We start from the raw sequence: 20,530 nt of genomic DNA, 5'->3' as shown, positions 1-20,530 counted from the left end.
TCAGCCGCCGATGTAAGACATCTCGACGCGTTCGCGCTGCTGCGGTGTCTCGGCCGCGCGAATCTCGGAGTAGCGGTCGTCGCGCACGCGCCACACCCCGCTGAGGGCGTCGCGCAGCTGGTCGTCGCTGACGCCGTCCCGAAGAAGCGCTCGGAGGTCGAAGCCGCTCGTCGCGAAGAGGCACGTGAAGAGCTTGCCCTCAGCGGAGACTCGCGCGCGGGTACAGCTGCCGCAGAAGGCGCCCGTGACGCTCGAGATCACGCCGATCTCGCCGGACCCGTCGCGGTATCGCCACCGCTTCGCGGTCTCGCCGGGTCGGCTCGCGGCGATGGGTTCAAGCGGGTGCACGGCGTCGATCCGCCCCACGATCTCGGCAGAGGGAACCACGTCTTCGAGCACCCAGCCGTTCGAGGAGCCGACGTCCATGTACTCGATGAACCGCAGCGTGTAGCCGAGGTCTCGGAAGTGCTCGGCGAGTGGCACGATGTCGTCGTCGTTCACGCCGCGCTTCACGACGGCGTTGATCTTGATGGGGCCGAGACCCGCGTCGGCCGCCGCCGCGATACCGTCGAGCACGCGCGATACCGGGAAGCGCACGTCATTGATCGCCTGGAACTTCGCGTCGTCGAGAGAATCGACGGAGACGGTGATGCGGTCGAGTCCCGCCGCGCGCAACGCCTCGGCCTTCACCCGCAGCGCCGATCCGTTCGTGGTCATCGCGAGATCCGGCTTACGCCCGTCCGGTGTGCGCAGCGCCGCGAGTCGCTTGATGAGTTCCTCGATGCCGCGCCGCAGCAGCGGCTCGCCACCCGTGATACGCAGCTTGTCGACGCCGAGGGAGACCGCGGTTCGGGCGATTCGCTCGATCTCATCGAAGCTGAGTAGCTCGTCGCGGTCCATGAACTGGTAGTCGTGGCCGAAGATCTCCTTCGGCATGCAGTAGACGCAGCGGAAGTTGCATCGATCTGTCACCGAGATGCGAAGGTCGCGAAGCGCTCGCCCGCGCGCATCCGCGAGCCCCTGCGAGGGGAGGATCCGCGCGCCGCTCGTCGTCCGATCGGACGACGCGCCTGCGAGCCGCTCGTCCGGAAACGGGGATGCGTCGAGCGACATGTTCCCACCTCCTGAACGGCCCAGGCTATCACCGCGCGCGATCGATCGCAGGAGCTCCCCGCAGCACGATGAGCGCGACGACCGAGACGGCGATGAGGATCAGCGAGAGCACGAGCGCCGTGTCCTGTGCCACGCCCGCCCCGTTGAACGCCGTGTAGATCGCGAGCGGCACCGTGCGCGTGGTTCCCTCCGCGTTGCCGGCGAATAGCGCAGTCGCGCCGAACTCGCCGAGCGCGCGGGTGAAGCACAGGAGCGTGCCCGCGCCCAGGCTCGGCGCGACGAGCGGCAGCGTGATCCGCGTGAGCACCGTGAATGAGCCCGCGCCGAGCGTCATCGCGGCCTCTCCGTACACCGGTGTGATGCTGCGCAGCGCCGCCTCGACCGAGATGACGAGGAAGGGGAGCGCGACGAAAGTTTGCGCGAGGATCACGGCGACCGTCGTGAAGGGGATGCGGATCCCGATGCTCAGCAGAGCATCGCCGAGGAGCCCGCCCCTGCCGAGGAGTGACAGCAGGGCCAGGCCACCGACGAGCGGGGGAAGCACGAGCGGGAGCGTGACGGCCGCGCGGAGCAGGGTGGCGAGAAAGCCGTGCGTGCGTGCGATGAGCACCGCGAGCGGCACGCCGAGCACGAGGCACGTGGCGGTGGCCGCGAGCGCGGTGAGCACGGAGAGGCTGAGCGCGCTCGTGGTTTCGGGCGCGGCGAGGGTGCTCGGGATCGCTGCCCAGTCGATGCGGCTGACGAGCGCGATCAGGGGGAGCAGCAGCAGGCCGCCGCCGAGCGCCGCCGGGATGACGATCGCGCTTGCGACGCCGGGCCCCGATCCGGCATTCCGCGAGCTCACGGCGCCGGGCCGAATCCGAGCTCGTCGAAGAGCTCCTGGGCGTCGTCCGAACGGAGCGACTCCGCGAAGGCACGGGCGGCATCCGGCGACGCCGAGCCGGCGAGCGGAGCGACGACGTAGGCGCCTGCGGCCTCACTCGCGCCCAGGATCGCGATGCCGTCGACGGCTCCCTCCGCGCTCAGCACGTCGGAGCGATACACGAGGCCCGCGTCCGCCTCGCCCTCGCGCACCTTCGTGAGCACGGCTGTGACGTTCTGTTCCTCGCTCGCCGGAGTGAGCTTCACTGCGTCGCGATCGAGCAGCTGGTGCGCGGCCGCGCCGCACGGCACCTCGGGCTGGCAGATGACGACCAGGGGCGTGTGACCCGAGGCGTCGGGTGTCGCGAGGTCGGCGAGCGTCTCGATGCCGAGCGGGTTGCCGGGGGCGACGGCGATCTCGAGTCGACTCGTCGCGAACACCAGCGGATCGGAGGCCGTGAGCCCGGCCTCCACCACGCGATCCATGTTCCGCTCGTCGGCCGAGGCGAACACGTCGGCCGGCGCCCCTCCGAGAATCTGAGTGGCGAGTACCGAGGACCCGTCGAAGGACGTGCTCGCGAACGCGACGCCCGGGTGTTCCTCGGTGAACGCGGGGATGAGCTGCTCGAGCGCGGTCTGCAGCGACGCGGCGGCCGAGACGGTGAGCGTTCCGGTCAGCTCGTCGGATCCCGCGGCGGTGTCGTCGAGCGGCGCCGCGTCGGGTGCACTCCCGCTACAGCCCGCGAGCGCGAGGAGCGCCCCTCCGAGAGCGAGCGAGGCGAGCAGGCGGTGACGGCGATGTCGGCGGTCTCGCTGCGGCCCGCCGTCTTCCGACCGCACCGGTCCCGTCGTCGCGCTGATCCGAACATGCGTCACACACGAGAGCTTAACGCTGCACCTGGCTGCCTCTGTACCGAATCATTGACTTCCGCGTCGGAGCGGCGTACGGTCCGAGGCAGGAGCACCGCGCAGAGTGGCGCGACGCTCCTGGAACACGCGGGCGGCCCGCTCGGACCCCCGGCTTCTTCACGCAATGGAGCGAAGGTGGAAGTTCATGAGTAACGTGGGTTTGCTGTACGTCGGGGCCGTGCTGTTCATTAACGGACTGATGCTGCTCGATCTCATCCCCGGTAAGACTGCCGCGGCGATGAACCTCTTCGTCGGGGGTATGCAGGTGATCTTCCCGACGCTCATCATTTTGCAGGCCGACGGGGATCCGTCGACGATCCTCGGGGCTTCCGGCCTCTATCTCTTCGGGTTCACGTACCTCTACGTCGCCTGGAACCAACTCACGGGGGCAGACGGATCCGGCCTCGGCTGGTTCTCGCTGTTCGTGGCGGGTTGCGCGGTCGTGTACGGGATCCTGCAGTTCACGAACTACGACGACCCGGTCTTCGGAATGATCTGGTTCTCATGGGCCGTGCTGTGGTTCATGTTCTTCCTGGTGCTCGCGCTGGGGAAGGAGAGCCTCACGCGGTGGACGGGGTGGTTCACACTACTGCTGGGCATCTTCACCGGGGCAGTCCCCGCGATGATGCTCCTCTCGGATACCTACGTGACCGGCCCGATGGAGGGGATCATCGCCGCGGTGCTCTTCCTCGTGCTCCTCATACTCTCCGCGATGCTCGGTCGCATGCGGACTCCGGCCGCACCGGGCCCGAGTCCCACACTCGCCACGGCTGCAGAAAGAGCCTCACACGAACGCAGGAGTGCCAATGCCTAGCTACTCATTTCGGTGCGCTTCCGGGTGCAGCTTCGACGCGATGTTCCCGATGAGCGAGGTGCCGCGGCTCGTCGAGTGCCGGGTGTGCGGCGGCCCCGCGAAGCGCGCGATCACCGCGCCGCACCTGTCGATCGCCGGCGGCTCGGCGTTTCAGCTCATCGACCGCACGGCGCGGAGCGCCCATGAACCGGAAGTCGTCGACCGTCTGCCCGCGCGACCGAAGGGCGCAGCGCAGAAGGTCACGACGAACCCGCTGCACGCGAAACTGCCGAGGTCGTAACAACGCGTATCCACCTGGATCGGCGAAGGTGCCGATTCACGAACGAATGAAGAGAGAGAACGATGCCCGAACACGTATTCAAGCTCGATTCGTCCAAGAAGTTCACGGAGCAGGAGAAACTGGGCCATAACCGCTGGCACCCCGAGATTCCGCCGGTCGCAACGGTGAAGCCGGGTGACAGCTTCCGGGTGGACTGCCGCGAGTGGTTCGACGGCGCGATCGTCAACGACGACTCGGCGCAGGACATCCTCGACGCGCCGCTGCTCACGGTCCACACCCTGAGCGGTCCGTTCCGCGTCGAGGGCGCACAGCCCGGCGACCTCCTGGTCGTCGACATTCTCGACGTGGGGCCGATCCCGCAGGAGGAGGGACCGCTCGCAGGTCAGGGCTGGGGCTACACCGGCATCTTCTCCCGCAATAATGGCGGCGGATTCCTTACCGAGCAATTTCCCGACGCGTACAAGGCGGTGTGGGACTTCGCGGGTCAGACGGCGACCTCCCGCCACGTCCCGGGGGTGTCGTTCACCGGCATCATCCACCCGGGCCTCATGGGCACCGCGCCCTCGGCCGACCTCCTCGCCACCTGGAACAACCGAGAGGGCGCGCTGATCGCAACCGACCCGGACCGCGTGCCGCCCCTCGCGCTCCCGCCCGAGGCGGAACACGCGATCCTCGGCGGGGTGCCGAAGGACGAATGGGGTCGCGTCGGCTCGGAGGCCGCTCGCACCGCGCCGCCCCGCGAAAACGGCGGCAACCAGGACATCAAGAACTTCACCAAGGGTTCCCGCGTGTTCTATCCGGTGTTCGTGGACGGCGCGAACCTCTCGATGGGCGACCTGCACTTCTCGCAGGGCGACGGCGAGATCACGTTCTGCGGCGCGATCGAGATGGGCGGTTTCATCGACCTGCGCGTCGACATCATCAAGGGCGGCATGGAGACCTACGGTGTCTCGGAGAACGCGATCTTCATGCCCGGCAACGTCGAGCCGAACTACAGCCACTGGCTGGCCTTCTCGGGCACCTCCGTGACCCTCGACGGCGAGCAGCGCTACCTCGACTCGCACCTGTCGTACCAGCGCGCCTGCCTCCACGCGATCGACTACCTCACGAAGTTCGGGTACAGCCCCGAGCAGGCCTACCTGCTGCTCGGTGCCGCACCCATCGAGGGCCGCCTGTCGGGTGTCGTCGACATCCCGAACTCCTGCTCCACGGTGTACCTGCCGGTCGAGATCTTCGATTTCGATCCGCGGCCGTCGTCAGCGGGGCCGTTCCAGATCGATCCCGGCATCGGGGCGCCGGTAGCGGCGAATAAGTAGCGCGCTCCGCGCACGAGAGGCGGTGCGGATCGGCGGTGGCCCAGCGTGGCTCCGCCGATCCTCGCCGCCTTCTCGCGTCGGCACCCTGCGTCGACGGCGTGCGAAGGCCCCCGCGCCGCCTCGAGTACCGGGGACCGGCGCGGAGGCCGCTGTCACACGGTGACGGGGCGCCCGACGCCCGCGGGCGTCGACGACGGCTCCAGGCGGATCACGACCGCCTTCGACACCGGGGTGTTGCTGCCGATCGCGGTGCTGTCGAGCGGCACGAGCACGTTCGCCTCCGGGAAGTAGGCTGCGGCGCAGCCGCGAGCTGTGGGGTAAGCCACGACGCGGAAGCCGCGCAGCACCCGATCCGGCTCGTCCTTCCACTCGCTGAAGATGTCGACCGTCTGCCCGTCGGTGAGCCCGAGTTCCGCGAGGTCGTCGGGGTGCACGAAGATGACGTAGCGGCCCTTCTTCACCCCGCGGTAGCGGTCGTTCAGGCTGTAGATCGTCGTGTTGAACTGATCGTGCGAGCGCACGGTCTGCAAGATGAGTCGCCCGGGCGGGCACTCGACGTGCTCGAGCTCGTTGACCGTGATCCGCGCCTTACCGGTCTCGGTGTCGAAGCGGCGCTCGTCACGCGGCCCGTTCGGCAGGAGGAAGCCGTCGCGGCGGCGGGTCTTCTCGTTGTAGTTCTCGCAGCCCGGCACGACGCGCGAGATGTGATCGCGGATCACGTCGTAGTTGTCGATCATGCTGAGCCAGTCGATCCCGTGCCGGTTCCCGAGCGTCGCGTGCGCGATGCCCGCGACGATCGCGACCTCCGAGCGCATCTGGTCTGAGATGGGCTTGACCTGCCCGTGCGACGCGTGCACCGCGCACACCGTGTCTTCGACGGTGATGTACTGCGGGCCCGAGAGCTGCATGTCGACCTCGGTGCGGCCGAGCACCGGGAGGATCAGCGCCTCGTCGCCCGTGATGATGTGCGACCGATTCAGCTTCGTCGAGAGCTGGATGCTGAGCTGCGTCTTGCGCATCGCGGACTCGGCGAGGTTGGTATCCGAGATCGCGCCGAGCAGATTGCCGCCGAGGCCCATCCAGACCTTGATCTTCCCCTGGTCGAGCGCGCGGATGCCCTGCACCGAGTCGACACCGTGCTCGCGCGGGGGATCGAAGCCGAACTCCTTGCCCAGCGCGTCGAGGAACGAGTCGGGCATCTGCTCCCACACGCCCATCGTGCGATCGCCCTGCACGTTCGAGTGGCCGCGGATCGGTGACGCACCCGCGCCGGGCTTGCCCATGTTGCCGCGGAGCAGCAGCAGGTTGATGATCTCCCGGATCGTCGCGACGCCCTGGCGGTGCTGCGTGATGCCCATGGCCCACGCGATGATCACGCGCTCGGAGTTGATGTAGCGGTTCGCGAGCTCGTCGATCTCGACACTCGAGAGGCCCGTGGCCCGCTCCACCTCGCGCTCGTCCACCATCGCCATGTGCGCGGCGAACGCCTCGAAGCCGTCGCAGTGCCGCTCGATGAAGTCCCGATCGAGCACGGTGCCGGGGGCCGCTGCCTCCGCCTCGAGCACGCGCTTCGAGATCGCCTGGAGGAGCGCCATGTCTCCGCCCGAGCGGATCTGCAGATACTGATCCGCGATCTGGATCGGCTTGCCGAGGTAGCCCCGGATGCTCTGAGGATCCTTGTAGCCCATCAGCCCGGCCTCGGGCAGCGGATTCACGGCGACGACCTTCGCCCCGTTCTCCTTCGCCTCCTGCAGCGCCGTGAGCATGCGCGGGTGGTTCGTGCCCGGATTCTGTCCCATGATGATGATGAGGTCCGACTCCAGGAAGTCGTTGTAGGCGATCGTCGACTTGCCGATCCCGACCGTGTGCAGCATCGCAGTGCCCGTCGACTCGTGACACATATTCGAGCAATCTGGCAGGTTGTTCGTTCCGAGCGCGCGCGCGAAGAGCTGGTAGATGAAGGCCGCCTCGTTCGAGGCGCGGCCGCTCGTGTAGAACGCGGCCTCGTTCGGGTCGTCGAGCGCGTTCAGGTGATCGGAGACGATGCCGAAGGCGCGGTCCCAGCTGACCGGCTCGTAATGATCCGCCCCCTTCGCCTTATAGACCGGCTCCGTGATGCGCCCCTGCAGGCCGAGCCAGTACTCCGTCTTGTCCTCGAGCGAGGTGAGGGAGTGCTCCTTCCAGAAGGAGCGGGGCACGGTCACGGGCGTCGCCTCCCACGTGACCGCCTTGCCACCGTTCTCGCAGAACTCGGCGAGCTTGCGGTGCGAGGGATCCGGCCACGCGCAGCTCATGCAGTCGAAGCCGTCTTTGTGGTTGATCTTCGTCATGAGCTTCGCGGTGCGCGCGAGGCCCATGTTCTTGATCGCGGGCTCCATCGAGTGGAGCACGCCGCCGATGCCCGCGGCGTAGTCCTGGGGCTCGGTGACCTCGATGTCGGCGTCGGAGAAATCCTCGCGCGGGGCTTTCGGGCTCATGATCAGACTCGGCTTTCTGAGGCGGGGTTCGGCTGCGGTGCTGCTTCCGAGGGTACGCCTGTCTCGGCGGAAGTGAAGGGGGCGGGCTGCGGGGCGTCCGTCAGGGCCGCCGTATCGGGGCTTGCGGCAGTGGAGGCTGCGCTCGCTGCATCCGCATCCGCATTCTGATCCGAGTTCGTGATCCGGTCCGGCCGTGCGTAGACGACCATCGAATCGCCCCGCAAGAACCCGACGAGCGTCATCCCCGATTCCTCCGCGAGATCGGCCGCGAGCGACGACGGCGCCGACACCGCGGCGAGCATCGGGATCCCGGCCATGAGCGCCTTCTGCGTGAGCTCGAAGCTCGCGCGGCCCGACACCATGAGGACGCAGGAGCGGGCGGGAATGTGGCCGTGCTGCAGCGCCCAGCCCACGACCTTGTCGACTGCATTGTGCCGGCCGACGTCCTCGCGCAGCACGAGCATCTCGCCCGTCGCTCCGTCGAAGAGCGCGGCCGCGTGCAGTCCGCCGGTGCGGTCGAAGACGCGCTGCTGTTCACGGAGCTTGTCGGGGAACGTGATGAGCATGGAGGCGTCGATCTCGAGCGGATCATCGCCGACCGTGAACCGGCTCTGCGTGCGCACGGCGTCGATCGATGCCTTGCCGCACAGCCCGCACGAGCTCGTCGTGTAGAAGTTGCGCTCGAGGCTCGGGTCGGGGAGGGGGACGCCCGGAGCGAGCCCGATGTCGAGCACGTTGTAGGTGTTCTCCTCGCCGTCAGCGGCGCAATGAATACTTCGTGCGAAGTGCTCCGATTGGTGGATCACGCCCTCCGAGACGAGGAAGCCCGCGGCCAGCTCGACGTCGTGCCCCGGCGTGCGCATGGTCACCGCCAGCGGGGTGCCGTGCACGCGGATCTCGAGCGGCTCTTCGACCGAGAGAAAATCGGCGCGTCGCTGCGTTACGCCCCCCGCGGTGATGCGAGTGACACGACGACGAGCAGCGATGCGGGACACGCTTCTTGGATAGCATCGAACAACACGGAGAGCAAGGCGTCAGCGGCGTGGTGGCGGGTGCGGAATCGGGGGCGCGAGATGAGCGGCGAAGCAGGTTCGGCTGCCGGGCGCGCAGGGACCACGGCGATTTCGGCAGAGGAGCATCTCGCCTGGATTCTCGAGCGGATCGGCTCGCTCGCCGAACGGGAGCTGCCGCTCTCGGAGGCGTCCGGGCTCGTGCTCGCGCGCGATGCTGCAGCGCTGTGCGATCTTCCGTTGTGGGCCAACTCGGCCATGGACGGCTACGCGCTGCGGGCGGGAGACGTACGGGGCGCGGACGCGAGTCGCCCCGTGCCGCTCCGCGTGGTCGGGGAGGTCGCGGCGGGAAGCGCGGAAAACCCGGCGATCGGCGCGGGGGAGGCGGTGCGGATCATGACCGGAGCGCCCCTGCCCTCGGACGCCGACGCGGTGATCCCCGTCGAGCGCACTCGCGGCGATGCCGATGGCGACCCGTGGGCGCGTGCGGAGGTCGTGGTGCTCGCCGAAATCGCTGCGGGCGCCAACGTGCGTCGGCGCGGCGAGGACACGCGAGCCGGTGACGTGCTCGCCCGCGCAGGCGAGACGCTGAGTGCTGCGCGCGCTGCTGCGCTCGCCGCGGCCGGGGTGTCACGCGTCGCGATCCGCCCCCGCCCTCGCATGGCCGTGCTCGTGACGGGCTCTGAGCTCCGTGGGCCGGGCGAGCCGCTGCAGCGCGGGCAGATCCCGGAGTCGAACTCGACGCTCATCGCGGGGCTGCTGCGCGAGAACGGCGTCTCGGCAGACGTCTTGCCGGTGAGCCGCGACGACGCGGCGGCGCTTCACGTGCAGCTCGGGGAACTGAGCGAGACGTACGACGTCATCGTCACGACGGGCGGCGTCGGGCCGGGGCGCCACGACATCGTGCGGATCGCCGTCGCCGACGAGCCGGACGTGCGGGCGGTGCGCGTCGCCGTGCGACCCGGCCAGCCCCAGTGCACCGGGCGGCTCAGGGGTGGGGCGTGGATATTCGCGCTGCCCGGCAACCCCGTGAGTGCGGCCGTGAGCTTCGAGCTGTTCGTGCGGCCCGCGCTGCGGCAGCTGCAGGGCTGTCGGGAGGTGGAGCGGCTCCGGCTGCCGGCCGTGGCCGCCGAAGGGTGGCGCGGCGCGGCCGGGCGCCTGCAGGTGCTGCCGGTTCGAGTGGTGCGCGGTGCCGCCGGCCTCGAGTGCCGGCCTGCCGTCGATCCGCGCGGCGTCTCGCACGCGGTGGGGAGCCACGGCTCGTCCGACGGGTACGCGCTCGTGGGTGCTGATCGCGGGGATGTCGCTGCTGGGGACATCGTCGACGTCGTGCTGGTGGCGTCGTGAGCGGGATGGGGCGCGAGAGCGGGCGCGAGAAAGCGGGCGCGCTGCACGCGATCGTGCTCGCGGGCGGGCGCGGGTCGCGGCTCGGCGGGGTCGACAAGGCGGAGATCCGGCTGGGGGATGGATTCGGGGCCGGAGCCGGGGAGCGGCTGGTGGATCGGGTGGTCGCGGGCGCGCGATCGGGCGGTGCGCAGCAGGTCGTCGTGGTGGGGGCTGATCGCGCCCTGCCCGAGGGGTGCATCGCGGTGCGTGAGGATCCGCCGTACTCCGGGCCGCTCGCTGCGCTCGCCGCAGCCCTGCCGCTCCTGCCCGCGCCGGCGAGCGCTTCCGAGATCCGGGCCGCTTCTGGCGGGAGTGACGAGGTGCTGCTGCTCTCGTGCGACCTCGTGGAGCCCGCGGCGGTCGTCGCGGCGCTCAGTGCGGCCCCGTCCGCAGCCTCGACCGCAGCCTCGCTCACCACCGAGCCCGCCGACGCGGTCGTGCTCGTCGACCCCGGCGGGCGGGAGCAGTGGCTCGCGGGGCGCTACCGGCTCGCCGCACTGCGCGAGGGTATCGCCGCGCTTCAGGGGGAGACGGCGAACGGCTCACTGCGATCGGCCTTCCGAGGCATGGCGATCCGCCGCGTGTCCGTGGAGCGGGGTATCGTCGCGGATATCGACACACCTGAGGACCTGGAGCGGGCGAGGCGCCGCGTCGGCGCTGATTCCCGCTCCCCGATAAGTAAAGGAGCGCGCATGTCGAACAACAGCAAGCATCTGCCGCCGGAGGCACTCGATGAGTGGCTTGCGGCGGCGGCGGAGCGACTCGGGCTGGGCGTCTCGGACGTCAGCATCGGCACGGTGCTCGACGTGGCGCGGGACGTAGCGCACGACGTCGCTCGCCCGGCCGCACCGCTCTCCACCTTCCTGCTCGGGCTCGCGGTCGGCCGCGCCGGCGACCCGGAAGCGCTGCGCCGCCTCGCCGCGGAGCTCACCGAACGCGCCGCGGAGTGGAAGGCCGCGCACCCGGAGTAGCCTCCCGACGTCCACTCACGGGATTTACACTGACATTGTCGACGTCGAAGACGCCGCTCGACGAAAGGGTGCAGCCGATGGGTGCCAACCGCGTGATTGAGGTGCAGGGACTGCGCAAGTCCTTCGGGAAGTTCAAGGCACTGAACGGGCTCGACCTGAGCGTCGAGCAGGGGCAGGTGCACGGGTTCCTCGGGCCGAACGGCGCGGGGAAGTCCACGACGATTCGGGTGCTGCTCGGCCTCCTCAAAGCGGATGGGGGAACGGCGCGGGTGCTGGGCGGCGACCCCTGGAAGGACGTCGTCGAACTCCACCGCCGCCTCGCGTACGTGCCGGGCGATGTGTCGCTCTGGCCGGGTATGAGCGGCGGGGAGGCGATCGACCTGCTCGGTTCACTGCGCGGCGGTCTGAACGAGGCCCGTCGCGCGGAGCTCATCGAGCGATTCGAGCTGGACCCCACGAAGCGCGGGCGCCAGTATTCGAAGGGCAACCGGCAGAAGGTCGCGATCGTCGCGGCCCTCGCGTCGGATGCGGAGTTGTTGATCCTCGATGAGCCGACGAGCGGCCTCGACCCGCTCATGGAGAACGTGTTTCAGGAGGTGATCGGCGAGGCGAAGGCGCGCGGCACCTCGGTGCTGCTGTCGAGCCACATTCTCGCCGAGGTCGAGACGCTGGCCGACCGCCTGTCGATCATCCGCGACGGAAGCGTCGTGGAAACCGGGACACTTGCGGACTTGCGGGGCCACGCACGCACCGCAATCCACGCCGTGCTCGACCGTGCGCCCGAGCGCGCGGCGCTGGCGACTCTGCACGAGGTGCGACTGGAAGCCGCGCACTCGTCCGGAGTCCGCCTCGAGGCGACAGCCGACGCCGACCGAATCGGCGACGCGATGCTCCTCCTCGCGCCCTATGGAATCGCGTCCCTGACGGTCGAGCCGCCCTCGCTTGAATCGCTGTTCCTGCGGCTGTACGAAACTGATCGCGACGATGATGCGGGCGGGGGCGACGGCGCCAGCGGCGGTGGGGGCGAGCGCCAGAAGCGCGGCGAGCTCGGCGGTGATGCGGCGGCGTCGCGATGAGTGCAGCACTGGTCGGGGCAGCGCCCCTGCTGCGCGCCTCCGTGAAGCACGACGGGCGCAGCTTCGCCCCTTGGATCGCCATCGCGACCCTGCTCTCGGCTTCGTCCGTGCTGGTGTATCCGTGGGTGTTCCCGGATCAGGCGGATCGCGCCGGCCTTGCGGCCGCCGTCAGCGCGAACCCCGCACTCGGTCTCATCTTCGGGCCGGCGTTCGACCTGTCCACGAGCGAGGGCTTCAACTCTTGGCGCGCACTGGCGCTTGCGGGATTTCTCACCGCGCTCGGCTCGATCCTCACTGTCACGAAGGCGACGCGCGGGCAGGAGGACTCCGGCCACGCCGAGCTGCTCGCGTCGGGCGTGCTCGGTCGCGCCAGTCGACTCCTCGCGGGGGTGGGGCTTGCGGCAATCGGGTCGCTGCTCGTCGGGGTGCTCGCCTTCGTCGCGACAGTTGTGTGCGGCGGAGCTTGGGAGGATTCGTTGCTGCTCGCCGCAACGTTCACTGCCTCGGGATGGATGTTCGCGGGAGTCGCTGCGATCACCGCCCAACTCGGGTCCGACGCTCGCACCGCGAGTTCCCTCGCGGTCGGTGCTTTGGGTGCGCTGTTTCTGCTGCGCGGCTTCGCGTACTCGGTGGAGGCGCCGAGCTGGACCATCTGGGCGAACCCGCTCGGGTGGATGACCGAAACGCGCCCGGCGAGCGGGAATCACTGGTGGCCGCTGCTGTACGCGATTGCCTTTTCGGCCGTGGCGCTCGCCATCGCTTTCGCCTTCCAGGCGCGCCGCGATTTCGACCAGGGAGCGATCGCGTCCCGACCGGGCCCGGCGCGAGGCCGTGTCCGCTCCACGTGGCGACTCGCGCTGCGTCTGAACGCCGGCCCGATCGTGACCTGGACCATCGCCTTCGCGGTCTTGGGCGTCGTGTTCGGCTATTTCACGACCTCGATCCACGACATCCTCGGTGATGACAGTGCGGTCGCGGCGATCCTGGCCTCGGGCGCAACAACGCCGGAGCAGCTCACGTCGGCCTTCCTCGTCACCATCATGAGTCTTGCGGGGATCATCGCGGCCATCCCCGGGGTACAGCTCATGCGGAAGGTGCGCACTGAGGAGACGGAGGATCGCGTCGAGCCGATCCTCGCGGGCGCCGTGTCGCGCCCGCGTTACTACGCGAGCAACGCGGCGCTCGCGCTGGTGATGCCGTTGGTCTACGTGCTCATCGCTGGGCTGCTGATCGCAGCGCTCGCCTCGACCGCCGACATCGGGGTGCGGTTCGACGACACGATTCTGCAGGCGGCAGCCACCATCCCCGCCGTGTGGACCATCACCGCGGTGTCGGTCGCCGTGATCGGAGCGCGCCCTCGCGTATCGATCGCGGCCTGGGCAGGCGTGCTCGCTGCGTTCGGGCTGACGCTGCTCGGGCCGACGTTCAAGCTGTGGGACTGGGTACTCGCGATCAGTCCGTTCTGGCACGTCCCGAACGTGACGGACTCGAACCCCGACTGGTGGGGGCTCGTGTGGATCTCGCTGGTGACCGCCTTCTTTCTGCTCGTCGGTTTCGCGGGGTTCCGGCGGCGGGATCTCACCCGCTGAGCCGGTCGTGAGAGCGGGCACCGGATCCTGCGAGTGCGGGTGCGTGCTCCCGGGGCCGGCCGGTCACGGGCCCCGGGAGCAGCGAGCGAACCGCTAGTTGCCGAGCACGCGCTGATACGCCTGCGAATAGCGGTTGTCCTCCTCCGCGGTGAGCGCCCGCATGTCGAACACCCGAGATGCCATGTCGTCGTCCGGGAAGACCAGCGGGTTCTCGGCAAGCGCCGGATCGATCTTCTCCATCGCCTCCTTCGCGCCACGCACGGGAGTGACGTACTGCACGTAGGCGGCGACCTCGGCAGCGACCTCCGGCTCGTAGTAGTAGTCGATGAGCTGGTGCACCTGATCGAACGAGTCGGTGACCTGCGGCATGCAGAACGAGTCGATGAAGAGCGTCGCCCCGGCGTCGGGCACCACGAACTTCCAGATCTCCTCGCCCGCCTCCTCATTGAGGATCGCGATGTCGCCCGACCAGCACATGCCCGCGAGCACGTCGCCCGACTGCAGATCCTGGGTATACGAGTTGCCCTTCACGTTGAAGACCTGCCCGCTCTTCAGCTCCTTGTCGACGACCTCGAGTGCCGCTTCGAACTCATCGTCGCCCCAGTCGCCCGTGATGTCGACCCCCTGCTCGAGCATGACGAGACTGAGCGTGTCGTCCTGCTCGCTGAGCAGACTCACCTTGCCCTTGAGGTCCGACGCCCACAGGTCGGAGACGCTCTGCACACCCTTCGGGTACAGCTGCGCGTTGTAACACAGGCCCGTCATGCCGGCCTGGTAGGGAATCGACGTCTCGCGATCCGGATCGAAGCTCGCGTGCTGCACCATGTCGATCATCTGATCGTTCACGTTCGGCATCTTCGCGCGGTCGAACTCGCGCAGCTGATCCTGCTCGAGGAGACGTACCAGCGAGGAGTCGGTGAGGCAGAAAACGTCGTACCCGGTGTCCTGTTCGAGCTTCAGCTGATCCCGAATCTTCGCGATGAAGGTCTTGTTGTCGTCGATGTCCTCGAAATACTCGACCTGGATGTTCGTCTGCTCCATGAACGCGTCGAGCGTCGGCCAGGTTCCGGCGTCCTCGTCGTAGTCCAGGTAATACGTCCAGTTGCCCCAGCGGATCTTGCCACCCGAGCCATCGCCCGGGCCGCTCGGGCCGGCGCACGCGGCGAGGGATCCGGCGCCGAGCAGCGCTGCGCTCGCCGCGGCGCCGCGCAAGAGCTGCCGGCGGTTGAACTGCAGTGCCCGCGCTCGCCGCACGAGTTCCTCGACGATCGGGTCGGACGGTTGCCGCATGTCTCCTCCTTTGGAAACCCGGCCGCGGTCGCGGCCGCTCACCCTTGTCATCCTGGCACAGCGGCCCCGTGGGGCGGGGGAGCGAGGAGGGTGATTCTGCGGGCGAGCGGTGCGCAGCTGCCATCGGCCGCGTGCAGCTGCCTCGGGACGGCGTCAGTCTCCGAGCACGATCTCCCGCAGCTCGGGCGCCAGGCCCGGAGCGGCGGCGCAGAGGAAGGGCTCGCCCGGTGCGGTGCCGTCAGTGTGGCCGAGAATCTCGGCTCCGGCCTCACGCGCGATGAGCGCCCCGGCCGCATAGTCCCAGGGCTGCAGGCCGCGCTCGTAGTACGCGTCGAGGCGACCGGCCGCGAGCATGCACAGGTCGTAGGCCGCGGAGCCCATGCGGCGGATATCGCGGGCGCGCGGCAGCAGGCGAGACACCTGGGCGGCCTGCTCGATCCGCCGCTCAACCGTGTACCCGAAGCCGGTGCCGACGAGCGCCGTGGCCAGCTCGGTCTTTCCCGAGATGCGGATCGGCTCGCCGTTCCGCGTCGTGCCGCCGCCCTGGTGCGCGACGAAGAGCTCGCCCGTGCGCGGGTTGCACACGGCGCCAGCGATGGCGCGGCGGCCATCGGCGAACGCGCCGGGGTCGGCGACCGTCGCCGCGATGCTCACGCAGTAAGCGGGCAGGTTGTAGAGATAGTTGACCGTGCCGTCGATCGGGTCGATCACCCAGGTGATTCCGCTCGTGCCCTCGATGCCCGTGCCCTCCTCGCCGAGCACGCCATCGTCGGGTCGGGCGATGCGGATCGCCTCGACGATCACGCGCTCCGACTCGCGGTCGGCGTGCGTCACGATGTCGACCGCGCTCGACTTGCTCGCGGCGACCTCGACCCCTTGCGAACGGAGGTCGAGGATCAGCCGCGCAGCCCGCTCCGCGAGCTCCCCGGCGAAGTCTGCGAGGGCGGCGGCGTCGGCGGGAGCGGCTTCGGGAGTGCGCGGTGCGGTCATGCGTCGAGCCTAGCTGCGGCCGCGCTCCCGCGGGATCCGGCTGGGCCGGGCGATGACGTGAGCCGCGGGCGCGCTGCTCGCCGTCGAACGGTCACAGCTTCGCGTGCGCCGACTCCGCATCGTTGTAGGCGTAGGCCTCCTCGCCGTGGGCGGCGAAATCGATGCCCGCCTGCTCCACGACCTCGGGCACCCGCAGGCCCGTGGTGAGTTTCACGCCGAGCGCGATACCGAGCGAGACCGCAAAGGAGTAGACCATGACCGCCACCACGGAGATCGTCTGTACGAGGAGCAGCCCGCCGTTTCCGCCCGTGAAGAGGCCGTCGCCGAAGGCAAAGAAGCCGAGGTACAGCGAGCCGATGACCCCGGCGACGAGGTGCAGGCCGACGACGTCGAGCGAGTCGTCGTAGCCGAGGCGGTACTTCCACTCGATGGCGAACGCGCAGGCAACGCCCGCGATGAGACCGAGCAGCAGCGCCCAGACAGGGGAGAGACTCGCCGCAGACGGCGTGATGGCGACGAGACCCGCGATCGCGCCCGACGCCGCGCCGATCACGCCGGGCTTCTTCCCGCGCAGCACATCGACGATGATCCATCCGACGATACCCGCGGCCGGTGCGCCCAGTGTGTTCACGAGGATCAGGCCGGCCTCGCCCACCTCGGTCGCGAGGCCGGCGTTGAACCCGATCCAGCCGAACCACAGCAGCGCGGCACCGATGGTGACGAGCGGGATGCTGTGCGGCTGGTGCGATCCGCGACCAAAGCCGATGCGCTTGCCGACGACGATCGCGAGGGCGAGTGCTGCCGCGCCCGCGTTGATGTGGATGACGGTGCCGCCCGCGAGATCGATGACGTCGGGGAGGCCGAGGGACGCGCCGAGGTTCTGGATCCAGCCACCGCCCCACACCCACGCCGCGACCGGGAAGTAGACGAACGTCGCCCAGACTCCCGAGAACAGCACCCACGAGCCGAGGCCGACGCGGTCGGCGATCGCGCCCGAGATGAGCGCCGCGGTGATCATAGCGAAGACGGCGCCGAAACCGACGCCGATGAAGCTCGCCGGATCCGTGTTGATGAGGCCGAAATCCTTCAGCGGGCTGCCGGCGAAGCCGCTCTCGCCCTCGGCGAAGTAGTTCATGCTGTAGCCGAACAGCACCCACAGGAGGCCGACGACGCCCATGGAGCTGACGCTGAACAGCATCATGTTGACGACCGAGCGGACTCGGACGAGGCCACCGTAGAAGAGTGCGAGGCCAGGGGTCATGATGAGGACGAGCGCGGTGCTCGCGAGCGTCCAGACGTCGGAGGGCGTGAGTTCCATTGCGATGCTGCCTTTCTCGAGGCGGCCTGGCTGGCGCCGGCCGCGAGGGTGGCTTCAGTGTGCGCTGCGGGTGTTTCGATGTCGTCACCCGCACGTTGCACCGCGGTCACCGTTGCGTTTCTGGGGCGTGACGGGGATGGTTGGTGCGTCGGGCAGTGGTCCGCGGAGGCGTGGGCGGCTCTGCGCGTGCGAAAGGTGCTAAGCTATACAGGTTGCCGTTCGAACGGCCGCGGATAAAGAGAGCCCCAGCACCCCGCTGACGGCGCCGCGCAGCAAGAGGAAGGGGATCCCTATGGCACTGAGTGCAGATGTCAAGAAGGCGATCATCGATGAGTACGCGACGAAGCCGGGCGACACCGGTTCCCCTGAGGTTCAGGTCGCGATGCTCAGCCGTCGTATCAAGGACCTGACCGAGCACCTCAAGGAGCACAAGCACGACCACCACTCGCGTCGTGGCCTCCTGCTGCTCGTCGGCCAGCGCCGTCGTCTCCTGGGCTACCTCCAGGACGTCGATATCGCGCGCTACCGCTCGCTCATCGAGCGTCTGGGTCTCCGCCGCTAAGCGGATCGCACCAGCGACTCAGGTCTGTCGGCGAAGATCGCCTGACACCATCTGCGAAGCGCCCGTCACCTTGCGGTGGCGGGCGCTTCTGCGTTCCCGCTCCTCGTGCTGCGCCCTGCCCCCTCTCCCTCCGCGCAGCCTCTCCGCCCCGACCCTCCGAGTTCCTCTCCACCCGAGCAGCATGAGATTTAGGTGCGGATCGCTAGCCCGGGAGGGCGATCGCACTGGGTTGTCTTCGTATTCGTGGGACAGCAGGCGTTCGGCGAAATGGATGGGCGTGCCAAGTATCTTGACGAGGGCTTCCGCGGGGAGCGCTCGCTCGAGCAGGTGCTCCTCGAAGAAAAGAACCGAGAAGACGAGATACGCGGAATCACCGGACACCGCGAGATTCGGTGGGGATACGGCGACCTTGCGTCGCTTCGTGCTTTCGGTGAGAAGCTCGTCCGCTTCGGGATAGAAGGTCGTGCCCTCAGGTAGCGAAGGGAAAGGCAAACGGGTGTGGCCCCCTCGCAATGAGCGAGGGGGCCACACCCGTGATCCTGCGGTCCTTAGATCTTCGAGGACGCGTCCTTCAGCACGCTGCGCAGAATTCCACCGATCTCGGCGAACTCCGACTGACCGATGGTCAGCGGCGGAGCGAGCTGGATGACGGGGTCTCCACGGTCGTCGGCGCGGCAGTAGAGGCCGGCCTCCCACAGTGCGGGGGAGAGGTAGTCGCGGAGCAGTCGATCCGACTCCTCCTCGTTGAAGGTCTCCTTGGTGGCCTTGTCCTTGACGAGCTCGATGCCGAAGAAGTAGCCCTCACCGCGCACGTCGCCGACGATGTCGATGTCGAGCAGCTTCTCGAGCTCGGCGCGGAACAGCGGGCTGTTCTCGCGCACGCGGCCGTTGAGGTCCTCTTCCTCGAAGATGTCGAGGTTCTCGAGCGCGGCTGCAGCAGCGGCCGGGTGACCCGCGAACGTGAAGCCGTGGTAGAAGGTGTTGTCGGTCGAGTTGAACGGCTCCGACACCTTGTCCGAGACGATCATCGCGCCGAGCGGCACGTAACCCGAGGTGATGCCCTTCGCCGACGTGATGATGTCGGGCTCGTAGCCGAGCGCCTTCGAGGCGAAGAAGTCACCGATGCGACCGTAGGCGCAGATGACCTCGTCCGAGACGAGCAGCACGTCGTACTGGTCGCAGATCTCGCGGACGCGCTTGAAGTATCCGGGGGGCGGGGGGAAGCAGCCGCCCGAGTTCTGCACCGGTTCGAGGAAGACCGCAGCAACGGTCTCGGGGCCCTCGAACAGGATGGCCTCTTCGATGCGGTTCGCAGCCCACTGGCCGAACGCCTCGAGGTCGTTCGAGGGAGCGCCCATCTCGTCAGCGCGGTAGAAGTTCGTGTTCGGCACACGGTGACCACCCGGGGTCAGCGGCTCGTAGAACTTCTTCATGTCGGGGATGCCGGTGATGGCCAGCGCGCCCTGCGGGGTGCCGTGGTAAGCGACCGAGCGCGAGATGACCTTGTGCTTCATCGGCTGGCCCTTGATCTTCCAGAAGTGCTTTGCCAGCTTGAACGCCGACTCCACAGCCTCGCCACCACCGGTGGTGAAGAAGACCTTGTTCATCTCGCCGGGCGCGTACGAGGAAAGACGCTCGGAGAGTTCAATCGCGGCCGGGTGGCCGTACGACCAGATCGGCATGAAGTCGAGCTGCTGCATCTGCTTGGCCGCAGCCTGCACGATGCGCTCGCGCCCGTGACCGGCGTTGACGACGAACAGGCCCGAGAGCCCGTCGAAGTACTCCTTGCCAGCGGCATCGTAGATGTGGTGGCCCTCGGCGCGCGTGATGACGGGGATGCCGTCATTGAGCACCTTGCGGTTGGTGAAGTGCGGCCACATGTGCTTCTTGGCAGAAGCCTGGAGCGCGGCGGTGTCCACCGCTGCAGTGGGATCAAAAGACATGGTTATCGTGTTCCCCAGTCGTATTTCTGTTTAGTGAGTTGGAGGTAGACGAACGATTCGGTCGACGCAACGCCCTCGATCCCGCGGATCTGGTCGTTGAGCAGCTCGATCAATCCGTCGTCGTCCTCGCAGACAACCTCGGCGAGGATGTCGTAGGAGCCAGCACTGAGTACGACGTAGCTGATCTCAGACATTTCAGCGAGGCGGTCAGCGACGACTCTGGTGTCGCCGGAAACGCGGATACCGAGCATGGCCTGGCGGCTAAATCCCAGGCGCATGGGGTCGGTCACGGCAACGATCTGCATGACCCCGGCATCCGTGAGCTTCTGCACCCGCTGGCGCACGGCGGCCTCGCTGAGGCCGACCGCCTTTCCGATCTCCGCGTACGAACGACGGCCATCGCGCTGGAGTTGCTCGATGATCGCCTTCGACGTGGAGTCGAGCGCCGGAGTAGTGCGTGTGCTGCTCACGCTTCTGATTCTTGCAGTCCAAACTCAAAATTGCAAAGGAATCCGAAGAAAACTGAGCTTCCGGCAGCGAATCTCGGCGTTCCGTGAGAAGTCGCTGTGCTCGTTCGGCCCGGTTCGAGAGCGACGGATCGCGGCAGCGCCGCCGGGCTCCCGTA

At 68.4% G+C, this 20,530-nt stretch carries 19 protein-coding genes; 9 read left to right on the top strand and 10 right to left on the bottom strand.

The genetic code is table 11. The annotated features are described in order from the left end of the window. From moaA to modA, 3 genes are read right to left on the bottom strand one after another with little or no spacing between them, the layout of a single operon-like run. The gene (moaA, locus tag WFH00_RS01000; RefSeq protein WP_336658680.1) at positions 1-1,113 is read right to left on the bottom strand and encodes a GTP 3',8-cyclase MoaA; all 1,113 of its coding nucleotides are present in this window, start codon (positions 1,111-1,113) and stop codon (positions 1-3) included. Positions 1,114-1,141: 28 nt separating this feature from the next. After that, the gene (locus WFH00_RS00995; protein WP_336658679.1) at positions 1,142-1,957 is read right to left on the bottom strand and encodes an ABC transporter permease; all 816 of its coding nucleotides are present in this window, start codon (positions 1,955-1,957) and stop codon (positions 1,142-1,144) included. Next, entirely contained in the window at positions 1,954-2,850 is an 897-nt protein-coding gene (gene modA / locus WFH00_RS00990; protein ID WP_336658677.1) for a molybdate ABC transporter substrate-binding protein, read from the bottom strand. The genes WFH00_RS00995 and modA overlap by 4 nt, the downstream gene beginning before the upstream one ends. Positions 2,851-3,028: 178 nt before the next feature. Between modA and WFH00_RS00985 the strand changes: the two genes are divergently transcribed. From WFH00_RS00985 to fmdA, 3 genes are all read left to right on the top strand, one after another. Then, a complete protein-coding gene (locus tag WFH00_RS00985; RefSeq protein ID WP_336658675.1) occupies positions 3,029-3,697 on the top strand; it encodes an AmiS/UreI family transporter in 669 nt (222 codons plus the stop codon). A gap of 40 nt (positions 3,698-3,737) precedes the next feature. Continuing rightward, positions 3,738-3,977, top strand: coding sequence for a zinc ribbon domain-containing protein (locus WFH00_RS00980; protein WP_336658674.1), 240 nt, complete (start codon positions 3,738-3,740; stop codon positions 3,975-3,977). Positions 3,978-4,039: 62 nt separating this feature from the next. Continuing rightward, positions 4,040-5,293, top strand: a complete 1,254-nt coding sequence (gene fmdA, locus WFH00_RS00975; RefSeq protein ID WP_336658673.1) for a formamidase — start codon at positions 4,040-4,042, stop codon at positions 5,291-5,293. 152 nt (positions 5,294-5,445) lie between these two features. Here the strand turns inward: fmdA and WFH00_RS00970 are convergent, their stop codons facing one another. Together WFH00_RS00970 and fdhD are read right to left on the bottom strand one after the other, a co-directional pair. Beyond that, on the bottom strand, positions 5,446-7,770 hold the full coding sequence (locus WFH00_RS00970) for an FdhF/YdeP family oxidoreductase (protein WP_336658672.1): 2,325 nt from the start codon (positions 7,768-7,770) through the stop codon (positions 5,446-5,448). Between the two features lie 2 nt (positions 7,771-7,772). Further along, complete coding sequence (fdhD, locus tag WFH00_RS00965) at positions 7,773-8,765, bottom strand: formate dehydrogenase accessory sulfurtransferase FdhD (protein WP_442918761.1); 993 nt, start codon at positions 8,763-8,765, stop codon at positions 7,773-7,775. 78 nt (positions 8,766-8,843) lie between these two features. On the opposite strand from fdhD, the gene WFH00_RS00960 reads away from it, so the two are divergent. From WFH00_RS00960 to WFH00_RS00945, 4 genes are all read left to right on the top strand, one after another. Next, a complete protein-coding gene (locus WFH00_RS00960; RefSeq protein ID WP_336658671.1) occupies positions 8,844-10,127 on the top strand; it encodes a molybdopterin molybdotransferase MoeA in 1,284 nt (427 codons plus the stop codon). 5 nt (positions 10,128-10,132) lie between these two features. After that, the gene (locus tag WFH00_RS00955; protein ID WP_336659164.1) at positions 10,133-11,137 is read left to right on the top strand and encodes a DUF6457 domain-containing protein; all 1,005 of its coding nucleotides are present in this window, start codon (positions 10,133-10,135) and stop codon (positions 11,135-11,137) included. Between the two features lie 77 nt (positions 11,138-11,214). Beyond that, positions 11,215-12,213 carry an ABC transporter ATP-binding protein gene (locus WFH00_RS00950; protein WP_336659163.1) on the top strand — a complete coding sequence of 333 codons (999 nt, stop codon included), beginning with the start codon at positions 11,215-11,217 and terminating at the stop codon, positions 12,211-12,213. Next, positions 12,210-13,802, top strand: coding sequence for an ABC transporter permease (locus WFH00_RS00945; RefSeq protein ID WP_336658670.1), 1,593 nt, complete (start codon positions 12,210-12,212; stop codon positions 13,800-13,802). The genes WFH00_RS00950 and WFH00_RS00945 overlap by 4 nt, the downstream gene beginning before the upstream one ends. Positions 13,803-13,895: 93 nt before the next feature. On the opposite strand, the gene WFH00_RS00940 is transcribed toward WFH00_RS00945, so the two are convergent. From WFH00_RS00940 to WFH00_RS00930, 3 genes are all read right to left on the bottom strand, one after another. Further along, positions 13,896-15,092: an ABC transporter substrate-binding protein gene (locus WFH00_RS00940; protein ID WP_336658669.1), complete on the bottom strand. Its 1,197-nt coding sequence runs from the start codon at positions 15,090-15,092 to the stop codon at positions 13,896-13,898. A 153-nt stretch (positions 15,093-15,245) separates the two neighbouring features. Next, positions 15,246-16,082 carry an inositol monophosphatase family protein gene (locus WFH00_RS00935; protein WP_336658668.1) on the bottom strand — a complete coding sequence of 279 codons (837 nt, stop codon included), beginning with the start codon at positions 16,080-16,082 and terminating at the stop codon, positions 15,246-15,248. A 91-nt stretch (positions 16,083-16,173) separates the two neighbouring features. Next, complete coding sequence (locus WFH00_RS00930) at positions 16,174-17,400, bottom strand: ammonium transporter (protein WP_336658667.1); 1,227 nt, start codon at positions 17,398-17,400, stop codon at positions 16,174-16,176. 292 nt (positions 17,401-17,692) lie between these two features. Between WFH00_RS00930 and rpsO the strand changes: the two genes are divergently transcribed. Beyond that, on the top strand, positions 17,693-17,962 hold the full coding sequence (gene rpsO, locus WFH00_RS00925; RefSeq protein WP_336658665.1) for a 30S ribosomal protein S15: 270 nt from the start codon (positions 17,693-17,695) through the stop codon (positions 17,960-17,962). Positions 17,963-18,205: 243 nt separating this feature from the next. Next, positions 18,206-18,439, top strand: coding sequence for a hypothetical protein (locus WFH00_RS00920; protein ID WP_336658664.1), 234 nt, complete (start codon positions 18,206-18,208; stop codon positions 18,437-18,439). A gap of 71 nt (positions 18,440-18,510) precedes the next feature. Here WFH00_RS00920 and WFH00_RS00915 read toward each other — a convergent pair whose 3' ends face one another. Both WFH00_RS00915 and WFH00_RS00910 read right to left on the bottom strand, forming a co-directional pair. Next, positions 18,511-19,905: an aspartate aminotransferase family protein gene (locus tag WFH00_RS00915; protein WP_336658663.1), complete on the bottom strand. Its 1,395-nt coding sequence runs from the start codon at positions 19,903-19,905 to the stop codon at positions 18,511-18,513. A 2-nt stretch (positions 19,906-19,907) separates the two neighbouring features. Further along, positions 19,908-20,375 carry an Lrp/AsnC family transcriptional regulator gene (locus tag WFH00_RS00910; protein ID WP_336658662.1) on the bottom strand — a complete coding sequence of 156 codons (468 nt, stop codon included), beginning with the start codon at positions 20,373-20,375 and terminating at the stop codon, positions 19,908-19,910. Positions 20,376-20,530: the final 155 nt, after the last annotated feature.

The organism is Leucobacter sp. USHLN153, assembly GCF_037145615.1.
In the GTDB taxonomy this organism is placed as follows: Bacteria; Actinomycetota; Actinomycetes; order Actinomycetales; family Microbacteriaceae; genus Leucobacter.
This window is presented reverse-complemented; position numbering and strand designations above follow the sequence as displayed.

Bases quoted from the DNA above. Each gene is read 5' to 3' on its own strand.
- WFH00_RS00930 (WP_336658667.1), bottom strand. From the start codon at position 17,400: ATGGAACTCACGCCCTCCGACGTCTGGACGCTCGCGAGCACCGCGCTC.
- WFH00_RS00950 (WP_336659163.1), top strand. From the start codon at position 11,215: ATGGGTGCCAACCGCGTGATTGAGGTGCAGGGACTGCGCAAGTCCTTC.
- WFH00_RS00915 (WP_336658663.1), bottom strand. From the start codon at position 19,905: ATGTCTTTTGATCCCACTGCAGCGGTGGACACCGCCGCGCTCCAGGCT.
- WFH00_RS00940 (WP_336658669.1), bottom strand. From the start codon at position 15,092: ATGCGGCAACCGTCCGACCCGATCGTCGAGGAACTCGTGCGGCGAGCG.
- WFH00_RS00985 (WP_336658675.1), top strand. From the start codon at position 3,029: ATGAGTAACGTGGGTTTGCTGTACGTCGGGGCCGTGCTGTTCATTAAC.
- fmdA (WP_336658673.1), top strand. From the start codon at position 4,040: ATGCCCGAACACGTATTCAAGCTCGATTCGTCCAAGAAGTTCACGGAG.
- WFH00_RS00955 (WP_336659164.1), top strand. From the start codon at position 10,133: ATGGGGCGCGAGAGCGGGCGCGAGAAAGCGGGCGCGCTGCACGCGATC.
- moaA (WP_336658680.1), bottom strand. From the start codon at position 1,113: ATGTCGCTCGACGCATCCCCGTTTCCGGACGAGCGGCTCGCAGGCGCG.
- WFH00_RS00945 (WP_336658670.1), top strand. From the start codon at position 12,210: ATGAGTGCAGCACTGGTCGGGGCAGCGCCCCTGCTGCGCGCCTCCGTG.
- WFH00_RS00960 (WP_336658671.1), top strand. From the start codon at position 8,844: ATGAGCGGCGAAGCAGGTTCGGCTGCCGGGCGCGCAGGGACCACGGCG.
- WFH00_RS00980 (WP_336658674.1), top strand. From the start codon at position 3,738: ATGTTCCCGATGAGCGAGGTGCCGCGGCTCGTCGAGTGCCGGGTGTGC.
- rpsO (WP_336658665.1), top strand. From the start codon at position 17,693: ATGGCACTGAGTGCAGATGTCAAGAAGGCGATCATCGATGAGTACGCG.
- WFH00_RS00935 (WP_336658668.1), bottom strand. From the start codon at position 16,082: ATGACCGCACCGCGCACTCCCGAAGCCGCTCCCGCCGACGCCGCCGCC.
- WFH00_RS00970 (WP_336658672.1), bottom strand. From the start codon at position 7,770: ATGAGCCCGAAAGCCCCGCGCGAGGATTTCTCCGACGCCGACATCGAG.